Source organism: Pseudomonas sp. FBF18 (assembly GCF_024261405.1).
Classification (GTDB): Bacteria; Pseudomonadota; Gammaproteobacteria; order Pseudomonadales; family Pseudomonadaceae; genus Aquipseudomonas; species Aquipseudomonas palmensis.
Map to the genome: position 1 here is coordinate 76,634 of NZ_QKRS01000007.1, position 15,277 is coordinate 91,910.

Annotated in this window: 10 protein-coding genes and 1 tRNA gene; 6 read left to right on the forward strand and 5 right to left on the reverse strand. The window is 65.1% G+C overall.

The window, feature by feature from the left end:
- Nucleotides 1-17 precede the first annotated feature (17 nt).
- Entirely contained in the window at nt 18-1,583 is a 1,566-nt protein-coding gene (locus DN387_RS13035) for a PAS domain-containing methyl-accepting chemotaxis protein (protein ID WP_043864593.1), read from the reverse strand.
- A gap of 312 nt (nt 1,584-1,895) precedes the next feature.
- The gene (gene acnA / locus DN387_RS13040; RefSeq protein WP_054916202.1) at nt 1,896-4,637 is read right to left on the reverse strand and encodes an aconitate hydratase AcnA; all 2,742 of its coding nucleotides are present in this window, start codon (nt 4,635-4,637) and stop codon (nt 1,896-1,898) included.
- 251 nt (nt 4,638-4,888) lie between these two features.
- On the opposite strand from acnA, the gene rlmM reads away from it, so the two are divergent.
- Together rlmM and tusA are read left to right on the forward strand one after the other, a co-directional pair.
- On the forward strand, nt 4,889-5,953 hold the full coding sequence (gene rlmM, locus DN387_RS13045; protein ID WP_054916201.1) for a 23S rRNA (cytidine(2498)-2'-O)-methyltransferase RlmM: 1,065 nt from the start codon (nt 4,889-4,891) through the stop codon (nt 5,951-5,953).
- 59 nt (nt 5,954-6,012) lie between these two features.
- Nucleotides 6,013-6,255: a sulfurtransferase TusA gene (gene tusA, locus DN387_RS13050; protein ID WP_043864590.1), complete on the forward strand. Its 243-nt coding sequence runs from the start codon at nt 6,013-6,015 to the stop codon at nt 6,253-6,255.
- On the opposite strand, the gene DN387_RS13055 is transcribed toward tusA, so the two are convergent.
- Complete coding sequence (locus DN387_RS13055) at nt 6,252-7,661, reverse strand: MATE family efflux transporter (RefSeq protein ID WP_054916219.1); 1,410 nt, start codon at nt 7,659-7,661, stop codon at nt 6,252-6,254. The two genes, tusA and DN387_RS13055, sit on opposite strands and share 4 nt — an antisense overlap.
- 136 nt (nt 7,662-7,797) lie before the next feature.
- Here DN387_RS13055 and pdxB point away from each other — a divergent pair, with 136 nt between their 5' ends.
- On the forward strand, nt 7,798-8,940 hold the full coding sequence (gene pdxB / locus DN387_RS13060) for a 4-phosphoerythronate dehydrogenase PdxB (RefSeq protein ID WP_054916200.1): 1,143 nt from the start codon (nt 7,798-7,800) through the stop codon (nt 8,938-8,940).
- 119 nt (nt 8,941-9,059) lie between these two features.
- Here the strand turns inward: pdxB and DN387_RS13065 are convergent, their stop codons facing one another.
- Nucleotides 9,060-9,230: a PA1571 family protein gene (locus tag DN387_RS13065; RefSeq protein WP_167400204.1), complete on the reverse strand. Its 171-nt coding sequence runs from the start codon at nt 9,228-9,230 to the stop codon at nt 9,060-9,062.
- 248 nt (nt 9,231-9,478) lie between these two features.
- Between DN387_RS13065 and DN387_RS13070 the strand changes: the two genes are divergently transcribed.
- The 3 genes from DN387_RS13070 to mqo all read left to right on the forward strand — a co-directional run bounded on the left by DN387_RS13070 (nt 9,479) and on the right by mqo (nt 15,028).
- Nucleotides 9,479-11,242: an ABC transporter transmembrane domain-containing protein gene (locus DN387_RS13070; protein ID WP_054916199.1), complete on the forward strand. Its 1,764-nt coding sequence runs from the start codon at nt 9,479-9,481 to the stop codon at nt 11,240-11,242.
- Nucleotides 11,243-11,452: 210 nt separating this feature from the next.
- Nucleotides 11,453-13,078 carry a methyl-accepting chemotaxis protein gene (locus tag DN387_RS13075; RefSeq protein WP_054916198.1) on the forward strand — a complete coding sequence of 542 codons (1,626 nt, stop codon included), beginning with the start codon at nt 11,453-11,455 and terminating at the stop codon, nt 13,076-13,078.
- Nucleotides 13,079-13,441: 363 nt separating this feature from the next.
- Nucleotides 13,442-15,028, forward strand: a complete 1,587-nt coding sequence (mqo, locus tag DN387_RS13080; RefSeq protein WP_054916197.1) for a malate dehydrogenase (quinone) — start codon at nt 13,442-13,444, stop codon at nt 15,026-15,028.
- Nucleotides 15,029-15,170: 142 nt separating this feature from the next.
- Here the strand turns inward: mqo and DN387_RS13085 are convergent.
- Nucleotides 15,171-15,247: transfer RNA gene (locus DN387_RS13085), tRNA-Pro, on the reverse strand.
- Nucleotides 15,248-15,277: the final 30 nt, after the last annotated feature.

Sequence of the window (15,277 nt, forward strand, 5' to 3'; positions counted from 1 at the left end):
GGTTGTGCGCCACCGGGTCAACGGTTGAAGCGCTCCACCAGGGAATACTGGGTGGTGGCGGTGAGGGTCAGTTCCTCGCTGAGCAGCGCCGAATGCTGGGCCTGCTCGGAGGTCTGGTCGGCAAGCTGGGCGATGGTGCTGATGTTGCGGCTGATTTCATCGGCCACTGCGGTCTGCTCTTCGGTAGCGGCGGCAATCTGCGTGGTCATGTCGGTGATGTTGGCCACCGCCTCGCTGATGCCCACCAGCGCCTGGTCGGCTTCCATCACCCGTGCCACACCTTCCTCGGCCTGGCGATGGCCGGTTTCCATGGTCTGTACGGCATTGCTGGCGGTTTGCTGGAGCTTGGCGATCAGGCCGTGGATCTGCCCGGTCGATTCACTGGTGCGCTGCGCCAGCTGACGCACTTCGTCGGCCACCACCGCGAAGCCGCGGCCCATTTCACCGGCGCGTGCCGCTTCGATGGCGGCGTTGAGCGCCAGCAGGTTGGTCTGGTCGGCAATGCCCTTGATCACATCGACCACGCCACCAATCTCGTCGCTGTCGCGGGCCAGCTGGGTCACGGTCAGGCCGGTTTCGCCCACGGCAGCCGACAGACGCTGGATCGCATCGCGGGTTTCGCCGGCGATGTCGCGGCCGCGCCCGGTCAGGCGGTTGGCTTCCTGGGTGGCATCGGCGGTGCGCTGCACGTGGTTGGCCACTTCCTGGGTGGTGGCGGCCATCTGGTTGACGGCAGCGGCCACCTGCTCGGTCTCCACGCGCTGGCGCTCCAGGCCCGAGGAGCTGTTGTGGGCCAGGGTGTCGGACTGGCGCGCCTGCTCGTTGAGGTGCTCGGCGGTGTCCTGCAGGCGGGTCAGGCAGGTCTTGAGGCGCGCGTCCTGGCTGAGCATGGCCATTTCCAGGCGAGCCTGCACGCCGCGGCTGTCGGTGTACATCTGCGCGATCAGCGGGTCGGAGGTGGTCTGTTCGGCCAGGCGCAGCAGGCGCTTGAGGCCACGCTGCTGCCAGCTCAGGCCCAGCAGCCCCAGCGGTACCGACAGGGCGGCCGCCACGGCGAAGCCCCAGGAGTGGCCCAGCCAGCTGCCGATCAGGAAGCCGACCTGGCTGACCAGGATGAACGGCAGCCAGTCCTGCAGTACCGGCAGCCAGCGGTCGCGGCGCGGAATGGGTGGCTTGCCCTGATTGATGCGGTGATACAGCGCCTCGGCGCGACGGATCTGTTCGGCGCTGGGCTTGACCCGCACCGACTCGTAGCCGACTACCTGGTTGTTCTCGAAGATAGGGGTGACGTAGGCGTTGACCCAGTAATGATCACCCGACTTGCAGCGGTTCTTGACGATGCCCATCCACGGCAGGCCCTGCTTGAGCGTACTCCACATATGCGCAAACACAGCCGGCGGCACATCCGGGTGCCGGACCAGGTTGTGTGGCGCACGAATGAGCTCCTCCCGCGAAAAGCCGCTGATCTCGACGAAGGCATCGTTGCAGTAGGTGATCACACCCTTGGCATCGGTGGTCGATATCAGACGTTGTTGGGCAGGGAAAGTCCGTTCGCGCTGGGTAATCGGCTGATTGTTACGCATAAGCTGTTCTATCCGGAAGGCTTTCGTGGTGTATCGGCAGACAGGCGTTTTTATTGAATGGATATTTAAAGAATATTGATCCGGCTCAAGGTGCCTTAGCTGTTCGTGTTGTAGTTGAAAGGCTGCAAAGTCAAGCAACTTGTTTGCATTCTTTCATATATTTGTCATGTTAGTCAGCTAGTGACCTGGTGTTCACGCGGGGGCAGGTAGCGGGCGGGCAACGCCGCACAGTGCCTCTGGTTCAGGTCGAACTCAGTGGCCACACGGCGGGCCAGTGCAGGCCCGGCGCAACGGCGCCGGGCCTGCTTCAGGCTAGCTCGCGATCAACTGGCGCAGCACGTAGTGCAGAATGCCGCCAGCCTTGAAGTACTCCACTTCGTTGAGCGTATCGATGCGGCACAGTACCTGGATCTGCTGCGTCGATGCGTCTTCGCGGGTGATGCGCAGGGTCAGCGTCATGCGTGGCTGCACCTGGGTCTGGCTGAGGCCGAGAATGTCGATGCGCTCATGGCCGGTCAGCCCCAGGGTCTTGCGCGTCTGGCCCTCGGCGAACTGCAGGGGCAGCACGCCCATGCCCACCAGGTTGGAGCGGTGGATACGCTCGAAGCTTTCGGCCAGTACCGCCTTGACCCCCAGCAGGTTGGTGCCCTTGGCGGCCCAGTCGCGGCTGGAACCGGTGCCGTATTCCTGCCCGGCGATCACCACCAGTGGTGTACCTTCGGCCTTGTAGCGCATGGCCGCGTCATAGATCGCCAGCTTCTCGGCGCTGGGCACATGCACCGTGGTGCCGCCTTCCTCGCCACCGAGCATCTCGTTGCGGATGCGGATGTTGGCGAAGGTGCCGCGCATCATGACCTCATGGTTGCCGCGACGCGAGCCGTAGGAGTTGAAGTCCCGCGGCTCCACGCCCTTGTCGCGCAGGTAGCGTCCGGCCGGGCTGTCGGCCTTGATGTTGCCGGCGGGCGAGATGTGGTCGGTGGTCACCGAATCGCCCAGCAGCGCGAGTATCCGGGCGCCGTGGATGTCTTCGATGACCGGCAGCGGGCCGGTGATGTCGTCGAAGAAGGGCGGATGCTGGATATAGGTGGAGTCCTCCTGCCACACATAGGTCGCTGCCTGCGGCACCTCGATGGCCTGCCACTGTGCGTCGCCGGCAAATACCTCGGCATACTCCTTGTGGAACATCGCGGTATCGACCTTGGCCACGGCTTCGGCGATTTCCTGCTGGCTGGGCCAGATATCACGCAGGTACACCGGCTTGCCGTCCTTGCCCAGGCCCAGGGCCTCGCTGGACAGGTCGACGCGCACGCTGCCGGCCAGGGCGTAGGCCACCACCAGCGGCGGCGACGCCAGCCAGTTGGTCTTGACCAGCGGGTGTACCCGGCCTTCGAAGTTGCGGTTGCCCGACAGTACCGAGGCGACGGTAAGGTCGGCCTGGGTGATGGCCTTTTCGATCGGCTCGGCCAGCGGGCCGGAGTTGCCGATGCAGGTGGTGCAGCCGTAGCCGACCAGGTCGAAGCCCAGGGCATCCAGATAAGGGGTCAGCCCGGCCGCCTTGTAGTAGTCGGTCACCACCTTGGAGCCGGGGGCCAGTGAGGTCTTGACCCAGGGCTTGCGCTGCAGGCCCTTTTCCACGGCCTTCTTGGCCACCAGCCCGGCAGCCATCATCACGCTGGGGTTGGAGGTGTTGGTGCAGGAGGTGATCGCGGCGATCACCACGGCACCGTCCTTGAGCAGGTGATTGGCGCCCTCGTGCTCGTATTCGATTTCGCCGGCCTGGTCGGCATTGCCGACCGCGACGCCGCCGCCCCCTTCACTTTCCAGGCGCCCGACCTCCTTGGTCGAGACCTTCAGTTGCAAGCCGATGAAGTTGTTGAATGCCTGGGCCACCTGGGACAGCGCCACACGGTCCTGCGGACGCTTGGGCCCGGCCAGGCTGGCTTCGACTTCGTCCATGTCCAGTGCCAGGGTGTCGGTGAACATCGGCTCCTGGCCCGCCTCGCGCCACAGGCCCTGGGCCTTGCAGTAGGCCTCCACCAGTTGCACGGTGGCGGCGGGGCGACCGGACAGGCGCAGGTAGTCCAGGGTCACGTCGTCCACCGGGAAGAAACCGCACGTGGCGCCGTACTCCGGCGCCATGTTGGCAATGGTCGCGCGGTCGGCCAGGGGCAACTGGGCCAGGCCGTCGCCGTAGAACTCGACGAACTTGCCCACCACGCCCTTCTTGCGCAACATCTGCGTCACGGTCAGCACCAGGTCGGTGGCGGTGATGCCTTCGCGCAGCTTGCCGGTCAGCTTGAACCCGATCACCTCGGGGATCAGCATCGACACCGGCTGGCCGAGCATGGCCGCCTCTGCCTCGATACCACCCACGCCCCAGCCCAGCACGCCCAGGCCGTTGATCATGGTGGTGTGCGAGTCGGTGCCGACCAGGGTGTCGGGGAAGGCATAGGTGCGTCCGTCTTCCTCGCGGGTCCACACGGTGCGGCCCAGGTACTCCAGGTTGACCTGGTGACAGATGCCAGTGCCCGGCGGCACTACGCTGAAGTTGTCGAAGGCGTTCTGGCCCCAGCGAAGGAACGCATAGCGTTCGCCGTTGCGCTGCATCTCGATGTCGACGTTCTCGCCGAAGGCCTGCGCGGTGGCGTAGCGATCGACCATCACCGAGTGGTCGATCACCAGGTCGACCGGGGAAAGCGGGTTGATGCGCTGCGGATCGCCGCCGGCCTTGGCCATGGCGGCGCGCATGGCGGCCAGGTCGACCACGGCGGGCACGCCGGTGAAGTCTTGCATCAGCACCCGTGCCGGGCGGTACTGGATCTCGCGGTCCGAGCGGCGCTGCTGCAGCCACTCGGCCAGGGCGTGCAGGTCCTGGCCGGTGACGGTCTTGCCGTCTTCCCAGCGCAGCAGGTTTTCCAGCAGCACCTTGAGCGACATCGGCAGGCGCTGCAGGTCGCCGAGGCTGCGGGCGGCCTCGGTCAGGCTGTAGTAATGGTATTCACGGTTCTCCACCGTCAGGGTCTTGAGGGTTTTCAGGCTGTCGAGCGAGGGCATCTGCCAACTCCTTCTGCGTCGGTGTCTGGCAATCATCCTTGCAGTCGCCAGTTCACCGCCTCTGTGACGGTCCGCACGGCACGGACCTGGCTAAGCGGTCAGGTTAGCCCTGTTTGGCGGACCTGACCATGTACTGGACCGGCGGGGCGTGTCGCCAGTTCCTAAACTGCTTTATCATTCGCCGATTTGCCGTGTGCAGGTGTTGCGCCCGGTCAGGGTTGGCGTGCAGGCCAGCCGTTCTGGAGTAGTTGATGAATACCCTGTTTATGCATTGCCGGCCCGGTTTCGAGGGTGAAGTGTGCGCCGAGATCGCCGAGCATGCCGCACGCCTGGGGGTTGCCGGTTATGCCAAGGGCAAGCCGCAGAGCGCCTGTGCCGAGTTCGTGTGCAACGACGCCGAGGGCGCCGAGCGCCTGATGCGCGAGCTGCGTTTCAAGCAGCTGATCTTTCCGCGCCAGTGGGCCCGCGGCAGCTTCGTCGAGTTGCCCGAAACCGACCGCATCAGCGTGCTGCTCGAGCACCTGGCCGCCTACCCGGTGTGTGGCAGCGTGTGGCTGGAGGTGATGGACACCAATGACGGCAAAGAGCTGTCTACCTTCTGCCGCAAGTTCGAGGCGCCGTTGTGCAAGGCCTTGAACAAGGCTGGCCGGCTGGTTGACGACCCGGCCAGGCCGCGTCTGCTGCTGACCTTCGTCAGTGGCCGGCGCGTGTTCGTGGGCCTGGCCGCAGCGGACAACTCGGCGATGTGGCCGATGGGCATCCCGCGCCTGAAGTTTCCGCGCGAGGCGCCGAGCCGTTCGACCCTCAAGCTCGAGGAGGCCTGGCACCATTTCATCCCGCGTGAGCAGTGGGAGCAGCGCCTGTCGGGCGACATGACCGGGGTCGACCTGGGCGCCGCGCCGGGTGGCTGGACCTACCAGCTGGTCAAGCGCGGCATGCTGGTGACCGCGATCGACAACGGGCCGATGGCCGAGAGCCTGATGGACACCGGGCTGGTGCAGCACCTGATGGCCGACGGGTTTACCTACAAGCCCAGGCAGACCGTGGACTGGATGGTGTGCGACATTGTCGAGAAGCCGGCGCGCAGCGCGGCGCTGCTGGAAACCTGGCTGGGGGAAGGGCTGTGCCGCGAGGCAGTGGTCAACCTCAAGCTGCCGATGAAGCAGCGCTATGCCGAGGTGCGGCGGCTGCTCGAGCGTATCGAGGACGGATTCAAGGCGCGCAAGATCAAGGTGTCGATCGGCTGCAAGCAGCTGTATCACGACCGTGAAGAGGTGACGTGTCACCTGCGTCGTCTGGATCTGAAACCGCGTTGAGACCCTCGCCGGCAAGGCCTTCAATCAACACCGAACAACCGCTGACCCCGGAGTACCTGATGACCGACCTCACCCCCGACGCCACCCTGGATGCCACCGGCCTCAACTGCCCCGAGCCGGTCATGATGCTGCACCAGCACATCCGCGACCTGGCGCCCGGCGGCCTGCTCAAGGTGATTGCCACCGACCCCTCGACCCGCCGCGACATCCCCAAGTTCTGTGTGTTTCTGGACCATGAACTGGTGCAGCAGCAGGAAGATGCCGGCACCTACCTGTACTGGATCCGCAAGAAACTCGCCTAACCCCGGCGCTGCTGGCGGATGCGCTTGCGTGCGCTGCGCGCCAGGCGCACCGACAGCATCAGCGCCGCACAGGTCAGCCCCACGATAAGGCCTTCCCATAGCCCGCTGGGGCCGCTGGCCGGGCCGAAGTGGTCGGTAAGCCCCAGCAGGTAGCCCACCGGCAGGCCGATGCCCCAATAGGCGAACAGGGTCAGGATCATGGTCACGCGAGTGTCCTGATAGCCGCGCAAGGCGCCGGCCGCAGTCACCTGGATCGCGTCCGAGAACTGGAACAGCGCCGAATACACGATCAGCATCGAGGCGATCTGGATCACCGCCAGGTCCGTGGTGTAGATGCTGGCGATAGGCTCGCGCAGCAACAGCATCAGGCTGGCCGAAAAGCAGGCGTAGGCCAGCGCCGTACCCATGCCCACCCCGGCGGCAAAGCGCGCCTGGCGCGGGTCGCCGGCACCGATGGCCTGGCCGACCCGCACGGTTACCGCCATGCCCAGCGAATACGGGATCATGAACACCAGCGAACTCACGTTCAGGGCGATCTGGTGCCCGGCCACCACGGTGGAGCCCAGGCTGCCGATCAACAGGGCGATCACGCCGAAGATGCTCGATTCGGCGAACACCGCGATGCCGATCGGCAGGCCGACCGTGAGCAAGCGCTTGATCACCGACCATTGCGGCCAGTCGAAACGGGCGAACACCTGGGCCTGGCGATAGGCCGCTGCACGGCCGACCCACAGCGCCATGGCCAGGGCCATGAACCACATCACGATGCCGCTGGCCCAGCCGCAGCCCACGCCGCCCATGGCTGGCACGCCCAGGTGGCCGTAGATGAACACGTAGTTCAGCGGGATGTTCAGCATCAGCCCGCTCAGCCCGATCACCATGCTCGGCCGGGTACGGCCCAGGCCGTCGCTGCTGCAGCGCAGCACGTAGTACAGCGCCACCGCCGGCAGGCCGAAGGCGATGCCTTGCAGGTAGCCCATGCACGGTGCGATCAGTTCCGGGTCGACCTTCATCAGGTGCAGTACCGGCTCGGCGCTGAGCAGCAGGCCGCAACCGCCCAGGCCGACCACGCCGGCCAGCCACAGGGCCTGGCGCACCAGCGGGCCGATCTCGGCATGCTGACCGGCACCGAAGCGCTGCGCCACCTTGGGCGTGGTGGCCAGCAGGATGCCGGTCATCAGCAAAAACACCGGTACCCAGATCGAGTTGCCCAGGGCAACCGCTGCCAGGTCGCGCGGGCCGACCCGGCCAGCCATCACGGCATCCACGAAGCCCATGGCGGTGGTGGCCAGCTGGGCGATGATGATCGGCGTGGCCAACTGCAGCAGGCTGCGTACTTCAGTGCCGACCCTGGCTGGGCGGGAGAGGCGGGTGGTAGCGGTGTTCGACTGTGTCACGGGGCGGATGTCCACAATAAAGGCGCGGAAAACCGCCTAGTCTACGCCTTGACGCATGGGTCAGGAAATACACCGGCGGGCTTTATCTCGGCTGGATCGAGCCGGGTGTATGGGCCTACACTGCGCTCCCTTACAGGAGAGCGCCATGCTGATTGTTGCCGACGAGAATATACCGCTGCTCGATGCCTTCTTCGCAGGCTTCGGCGAGATCCGCCGTTACCCGGGCCGCAGCATCGACCGCGCCTGCGTGCAGGACGCCGATGTATTGCTGGTGCGCTCGGTGACAAACGTCGACCAGGCCCTGCTCGAAGGCAGCAAGGTGCGCTTCGTCGGCACCTGCACCATCGGCACCGATCACCTGGCCCTGGACTACTTTGCCCAGGCCGGTATCCAGTGGTCCAGTGCGCCGGGCTGCAATGCGCGGGGCGTGGTGGATTATGTGCTGGGCAGCCTGCTGACCCTGGCCGAGCTGGATGGCGCAGACCTGGCGCGGCGCACCTACGGGGTGGTTGGCGCCGGTGAAGTCGGCGGGCGTCTGGTGGAGGTGCTGCGCGGGCTGGGCTGGACGGTGCGGGTATGCGATCCGCTGCGCCAGGCGCAGGAGGGGGGTGACTACGTGAGCCTGGAGCAGGTGCTGGCCGAGTGCGATGTGATCAGCCTGCACACGCCCTTGACCAAGGGCGGCGAGCATTCGACCTGGCACCTGCTGGACGCCGAGCGCTTGGCGCAACTGCGCCCCGGCTCCTGGCTGATCAACGCCAGCCGCGGCCCGGTGGTCGACAATGCGGCATTGCGCAGCCTGCTGCAGGCGCGTGACGATGTGCAGGCGGTGCTGGATGTGTGGGAGGGCGAGCCGCAGGTCGATCAGGCGCTGGCCGACCTGTGCGTGATTGCCACCCCGCATATCGCCGGCTACAGCCTGGATGGCAAGCAGCGCGGCACGGCGCAGATCTACCAGGCGTTCTGCGCCTGGCGGGGCGAGGCCGAAACGGTGCGCCTGGCCGACCTGCTGCCGCGCCCATGGCTGGCGCAGCTCAGCCTGCAGGCCGAAACCGATCCGGCCTGGGCTCTGGCCACACTGTGCCGTGCGGTGTACGACCCGCGCCGCGACGATGCGGATTTTCGTCGCAGCCTTGACCGTGACCCGCAGGCCCAGCGCGCGGCCTTCGATGTGTTGCGCAAACAGTACCCGCCGCGGCGCGAGATCGAGGGGCTGATGGTGCGCATTGAGGGTGATGCGCCGCAGTTGCAGCAGATGGTCAAGGCGTTGGGTGGCCTGTTGGTGTGAGGTACTGCTTTCGCCGGCCGGCAACGCGTCTCCCTGCAGGCGCCGGCCTTGCCGGCGAAGTGGGCTTTACACCAGGTATAAAAAACCCGGCACCAGGGCCGGGTTGATTTGAATAGGGGTCAGGCTTTCTTGGCGAGCTCTACCCGGCTTTTCTCCAGGTCCTCGCAGGCTTTTCTGATCATGTCTTCGGTGATCTCGATTTCCCGACCCTGGGCATCGATGATCGACCCGCACGCCGGGTTCGGATGGCTTGGGCGTTGCGCTTGGGTATTGCTGTTTTGCAAGCTCATTTCCTGTCTCCTCATCAGGTTGCAAGCTCAGACTAGATCCGCGACATGACCGCACCATGACAGCCCTGTCACACCTCCAGTCCAACAGAAAGTCAGACAAATCTCCAGCGGCACTTTAGAACGAAACGCTCTAGTGAACTTGTTGCCTGGTCTTGTCAGTGATGCCCCACGCGCTGCAGAGTTCCTTGGCGCCTGACCGGTGGTCGGGTGTAGGCTGACTTGCATACTCCGGATAAACGAAGACCTTCATGCCCAGCCTTCTTTCTGCTCGCCAGCGCCAGGCCCTGCGCCTGGCCTGGCGTTTCATTCGCCCTTACCGCAAACAGGCCATGGCCGCACTGCTGGCGCTGGTGGTCACTGCAGGCATCACGCTGTCCATGGGCCAGGGCATTCGCCTGCTGGTGGACCAGGGTTTCATGACCCAGTCGCCACACCTGCTCAACCAGTCCATCGGCCTGTTCATGTTGCTGGTGCTGGCACTGGCGGTGGGTACCTTCAGTCGTTTCTACCTGGTGTCGTGGATCGGCGAGCGGTGCGTGGCGGATATACGCCAGCAGGTGTTCGATCACCTGGTTTACCTGCACCCGGGCTTTTTCGAAAGCAACCGCAGTTCGGAGATCCAGTCGCGCCTGACCACCGACACCACGCTGCTGCAATCGGTGATCGGCTCGTCGCTCTCGCTGTTCCTGCGCAATGCCCTGATGGTGCTGGGCGGCATCGTGCTGCTGTTTGTCACCAACCCCAAGCTCACCAGTATCGTGGTGCTGGCCTTGCCGCTGGTGCTGGCGCCGATCCTGATCTTCGGCCGGCGGGTGCGCGGCCTGTCGCGCCAGAGTCAGGATCGCATCGCCGACGTGGGCAGCTACGTGGCCGAAACCCTCGGCCAGATCAAGACCGTGCAGGCCTACAACCACCAGGCCCGTGACCAGCAGCGTTTCGGCCTGACCGTGGAGGCTGCCTTTGCCACCGCTCGCCAGCGAATCGTGCAGCGCGCCTGGCTGATCACCCTGGTGATCGTGCTGGTGCTCGGGGCGGTCGGTGTGATGCTGTGGGTCGGTGGCATGGACGTGATCGCCGGGCGTATTTCCGGCGGCGAGCTGGCGGCGTTCGTGTTCTACAGCCTGATCGTCGGCAGCGCCTTCGGCACCCTCAGCGAAGTGATCGGCGAGCTGCAACGGGCCGCGGGCGCAGCCGAGCGGATCGCCGAGCTGCTGGCGGCACGCAGCGAGATCCACGCCCCCGACGAAGGGCTGGAGCGCCTGCCTCCCAGGGTCAGTGGCCGCCTCGAACTGCAGGAGGTGCATTTTGCCTACCCCTCGCGGCCCACCCCGGCGGCTATCGACGGCCTGAGCCTGACGGTGGTGCCTGGCGAGACCCTGGCCCTGGTCGGGCCTTCGGGGGCGGGCAAGTCGACGCTGTTCGACCTGCTGCTGCGCTTCTACGACCCGCAGCAGGGGCAGATACTGCTCGACGGCCAGCCACTGACCCGGCTCGACCCGCAGGACCTGCGTCGGCATTTCGCACTGGTTGCGCAGAACCCGGCGCTGTTCTTCGGCACGGTCGAAGACAACATCCGCTACGGGCGTGCCGAGGCTACCAGTGCCGAGGTCGAGGCAGCGGCGCGCAGCGCGCATGCCCATGAATTCATCCTGCAGTTGCCCCAGGGCTACCAGACGCACCTGGGCGATGCCGGGCTTGGGCTTTCCGGTGGTCAGCGCCAGCGCCTGGCCATTGCCCGGGCGCTGCTGGTGGACGCGCCGATCCTGCTGCTGGACGAGGCCACCAGTGCCCTAGACGCACAAAGCGAGCACCTGATCCAGCAGGCCTTGCCAGCCCTCATGGCCGGGCGCACCACGCTGGTCATCGCCCATCGCCTGGCCACGGTGCAGCACGCCGACCGTATCGCCGTGATCGACCAGGGCCGGCTGGTCGCGGTGGGCACCCATCGCCAGCTGATTGCCGAGAACCCGCTGTATGCGCGGCTTGCCGCCTTGCAGTTCAACAGCGCATGAAGGAAATGTTACAGATTTTGTACGTCTGTAACATTTCTGTAGCAATCCCCTGAGAGTATCGGATCAGCTTTTGCGTAATGCTCAATGCAGTTTGCTGCCATCGCTCGATGGCAGCTTTTTTTTGCCCGGTGAACGAGGACAAGGACGTCTTTGACTGGTGCGGCAGGTGGCGCGCCAGCTTTCCTATCCTCTTGTTCCGAGACCCTTGCGATGTTCGTGCGTAAATCCCTGCGGCTGCAAATTCTCGCCCTGCTGGCTGGCAGCCTGCTGGCGATGTTGCTGATCGCCCTGGTGTGCTTTCAGTTCCTGTCGGCCAGCGTGCGTGGCTACGGCCAGCTGGTGGAGGGGCCGATACTGGCTTCGCAACTGATCGACGAAGCCAACCTGCAGTTCAAGGTGCAGGTGCAGGAATGGAAGAACGTATTGCTGCGCGGCAAGCAGCCGGTCGAGCGGGACAAGTACTGGCAGCAGTTTTCGGCGCGTGAACAGCAGGTGCAGGCGCTGCTGGCCCAGCTGGTGCGGGCCAACGCCGACGATGCGGGGCTCAGAGCGCGTCTGCAGGCGCTCAAGGACAGCCACGCGCAACTGGGTGCTGCCTATGCCCGCGGTCGCGATGCGTTCATCGCGGCAGGGGCCGACCCCGCTGTCGGGGACCAGGCAGTGAAGGGCGTGGACCGCGCGGCCAGCGAACAGATGAGCGAACTGGTCAGCCAGTTGCGTGCCGATGCCCAGGTGCAGGCGGCGGCCATCGATGCCCGCGCGCAGCGTACGGTGTGGCTGGGGCTGCTGGTGATGCTCGGCTCGGCGCTGCTGATTGCGCTGCTGAGCCTGTGGCTGGTTGATCGCAGCCTGATCGAGCCGATTCGACGCCTGATCGAATACGTGGCACACCTGAGCCAGGGCCGCTTCGATGCCCGCGTGGCCTGCGGGCGCCATGACGAGCTGGGGCGCCTGGCGGTGGCTGCCAATACCTTGCGCGATTTTCTGGCCGACACGGTAGGGCGCCTGCAGGACAACGCCCGGGAGCTGGAGTCCGCCAGCGGCGAGCTGCGCAGCCTGGCCGGCGGCATGGCGCGGGGCACCGAAGACCAGTTCCAGCGGACCGACCAGGTGGCCACGGCCATGCAGGAAATGTCCGCCACTGCCCAGGAGGTGGCCCGCCATGCAGCGGACGCGGCCCGCGCCGCGGATGATGCCGACCACAGTGCCCAGGCCGGCGAGCAGGTGATGCAGTCGACCATTGCCACCATCGACGCGGTCAACCGGGACATCGCCGGCACGGCGGCGGTGATTCGCCATCTGGAACAGGACAGCGCCCGTATCGGCAAGGTGCTGGAGGTGATCCGCGCTATCGCCGAGCAGACCAACCTGCTGGCGCTCAATGCTGCCATCGAGGCGGCCCGTGCCGGCCAGGCCGGGCGCGGGTTCGCGGTGGTGGCCGACGAGGTGCGCAACCTGGCCCAGCGCACGGCGGCGTCCACCGCCGAGATCAACCAGATCATCAGCGCCGTGCAGTCGGGCGCGCTGGAGGCGGTCAAGGCCATCGAGAACGGCCAGGCCCGCAGCGAGGAGGGGGCCGAGCAGGTACAGCGCGCCGGTGCCATGTTGCAGCGCATCACCCAGGCGGTGGAGGCCATCCGCGACATGAACCGCCAGATCGCCACCGCCGCCGAGGAACAGACCAGCGTGGCCGAGGACATGTCCTGCAACCTGGTGGAGATCACCCGCATCGCCACCGCCAATCAGGGCGCCGTGCAGCGGACCGAGCAGGCCGGGCAGCACTTGCACGACCTGTCGGGTCGGTTGGGCGAGGTGACGGCGCGCCTGCGGGCCTGACCGGGGGAAATCCGCCACCTGCCGGCCTTTATGTCGGGCAATGTGGCGGATTGTCGCCAGCAAAACCATCAACGATGGGGTGCGACCACAGGTCCTAGCTATTAGCCGTTGGTCTTGTGAAAGTTGGCCCGCTTTCTGCTTAAGGCGACCCAGGCTTAAGCCTTGCGAAACATTCAGGGCTGCTACGGCAGCCATGGCGTCAGACCGTTCCCCGCACCCTCGATACCCCAGCCGCCAGCCAGCCTCGAAGGCCTGGACGCCATGCCTTGAGCCATGGCCTGCGCGCGCAGAACCACAAGAGACGGGCGTGCACTGCGGGCGTGATGGTCATTGCCAATCACTTCACTTCAATTGGATTGAACTATGAAAAAAATCCTGCTGACGCTCCTGTGCCTGAGCGTCATGGGTTGCTCCAAGCCCAGTGAACCGGAAAAGACCGTCGACGTGCTGCTGATCGGCGGCGGCATCATGAGTGCAAGCCTGGGGACCTACCTCAACGAGTTGGAGCCGGATTGGTCCATCGACGTGTACGAGCGCATGGACAAGGTGGCCGAGGAAAGCTCCAACGCCTGGAACAACGCCGGTACCGGCCACTCTGCGTTCTGCGAGCTGAACTACACCAGCGAAGCGGCTGACGGTTCGATGGACATCAGCAAGGCGGTGGGCGTCAACGAGCAGTTCGAGATCTCCAAGCAGTTCTGGGCCTACCAGGTCGAGCAGAAGGTGCTGAACAACCCGACCTCGTTCATCAACAACGTGCCGCACATGAGCTTTGTGTGGGGCGACAAGAACGTCGAGTTCCTCAAGAAACGTCATGCGGCCCTGCAGCACAGTTCGCTGTTCCGTGGCATGGAGTACTCCGAAGACCACGCGCAGATCCAGAAGTGGGTGCCGATCGTGATGGAAGGCCGTGCCGCCGACCAGAAGATTGCCGCAACGCGCATGCCGATCGGTACCGACGTGAACTTCGGCGAGATCACCCGCCAGCTGTTCGCTTCGCTGACCCAGCATGACAACGTCAAGCTGCACACCTCGCACGAAGTGCGCGACATCGTGCGCAACGCCGACAACACCTGGACCGTGGTGGTTGCCGACCTCGCCAACAAGGGCGTCGAAACCAGCGTCAAGGCCAAGTTCGTGTTCATCGGTGCCGGTGGTGGCGCGCTCAAGCTGCTGCAGAAGTCCGGCATCCCGGAAGCTGACGGCTATGCCGGCTTCCCGGTGGGCGGCCAGTTCCTGATGACCGACAACCAGGACATCGTCAAACGTCACAAGGCCAAGCTGTACGGCAAGGCCTCGGTCGGTGCGCCGCCGATGTCTGTACCGCACCTGGACACCCGTGTCATCGATGGCAAGGAAGTGCTGCTGTTCGGCCCGTTCGCGACCTTCTCCACCAAGTTCCTGAAAAACGGTTCGCTGCTGGACATGTTCTCGGCACTGACCACCCACAACATCATGCCGATGACCCATGCCGGTATCGACAACATCGACCTGAGCACCTACCTGATGGGCCAGTTGATGCTGAGCTTCGAAGACCGCATGCATGCCCTGCGCGAGTACTTCCCCAACGCCAGGAACGAAGACTGGAAACTGCTGCAGGCCGGCCAGCGCGTCCAGGTGATCAAGAAGGATCCCGAGCACGGTGGCATCCTGCAGTTCGGTACCGAGGTGGTGGCTTCGCAGGACGGCACCATCGCCGCGCTGCTGGGCGCCTCGCCAGGTGCCTCCACCGCCGCACCGATCATGCTGACCGTGCTGGAAAAGACCTTCAAGGACCGTATCAAGACCCCTGAATGGCAGGCCAAGCTGAAGCAGATCGTGCCGACCTATGGTCAGAAGCTCAACAACAACCTCGAGCTGACCAACAAGACCCGTGAGTGGAGCAGCTCGCGCCTGAACCTGCTGTTCGTGCCGGTGCTGCCGGACGAGACGGCGGTGGCCGCGCAGTAACGTCGGGTTGACGCTTCGCGGATCGAGCCCGCCCCCACCGGATGATTGACATCCTTGTGGGGGCGGATTTGAGACGCAGCGGATGCAGTACAGCCAGAAACCACAAAGCCCGCAAAAGCGGGCTTTGTGGTTTTTGCCGATCTGGTCGGAGAGACAGGATTCGAACCTGCGGCCTTCTCGTCCCGAACGAGACGCGCTACCTGGCTGCGCTACACTCCGATGACAAAATTCTACTCAAAAAAAAACGCG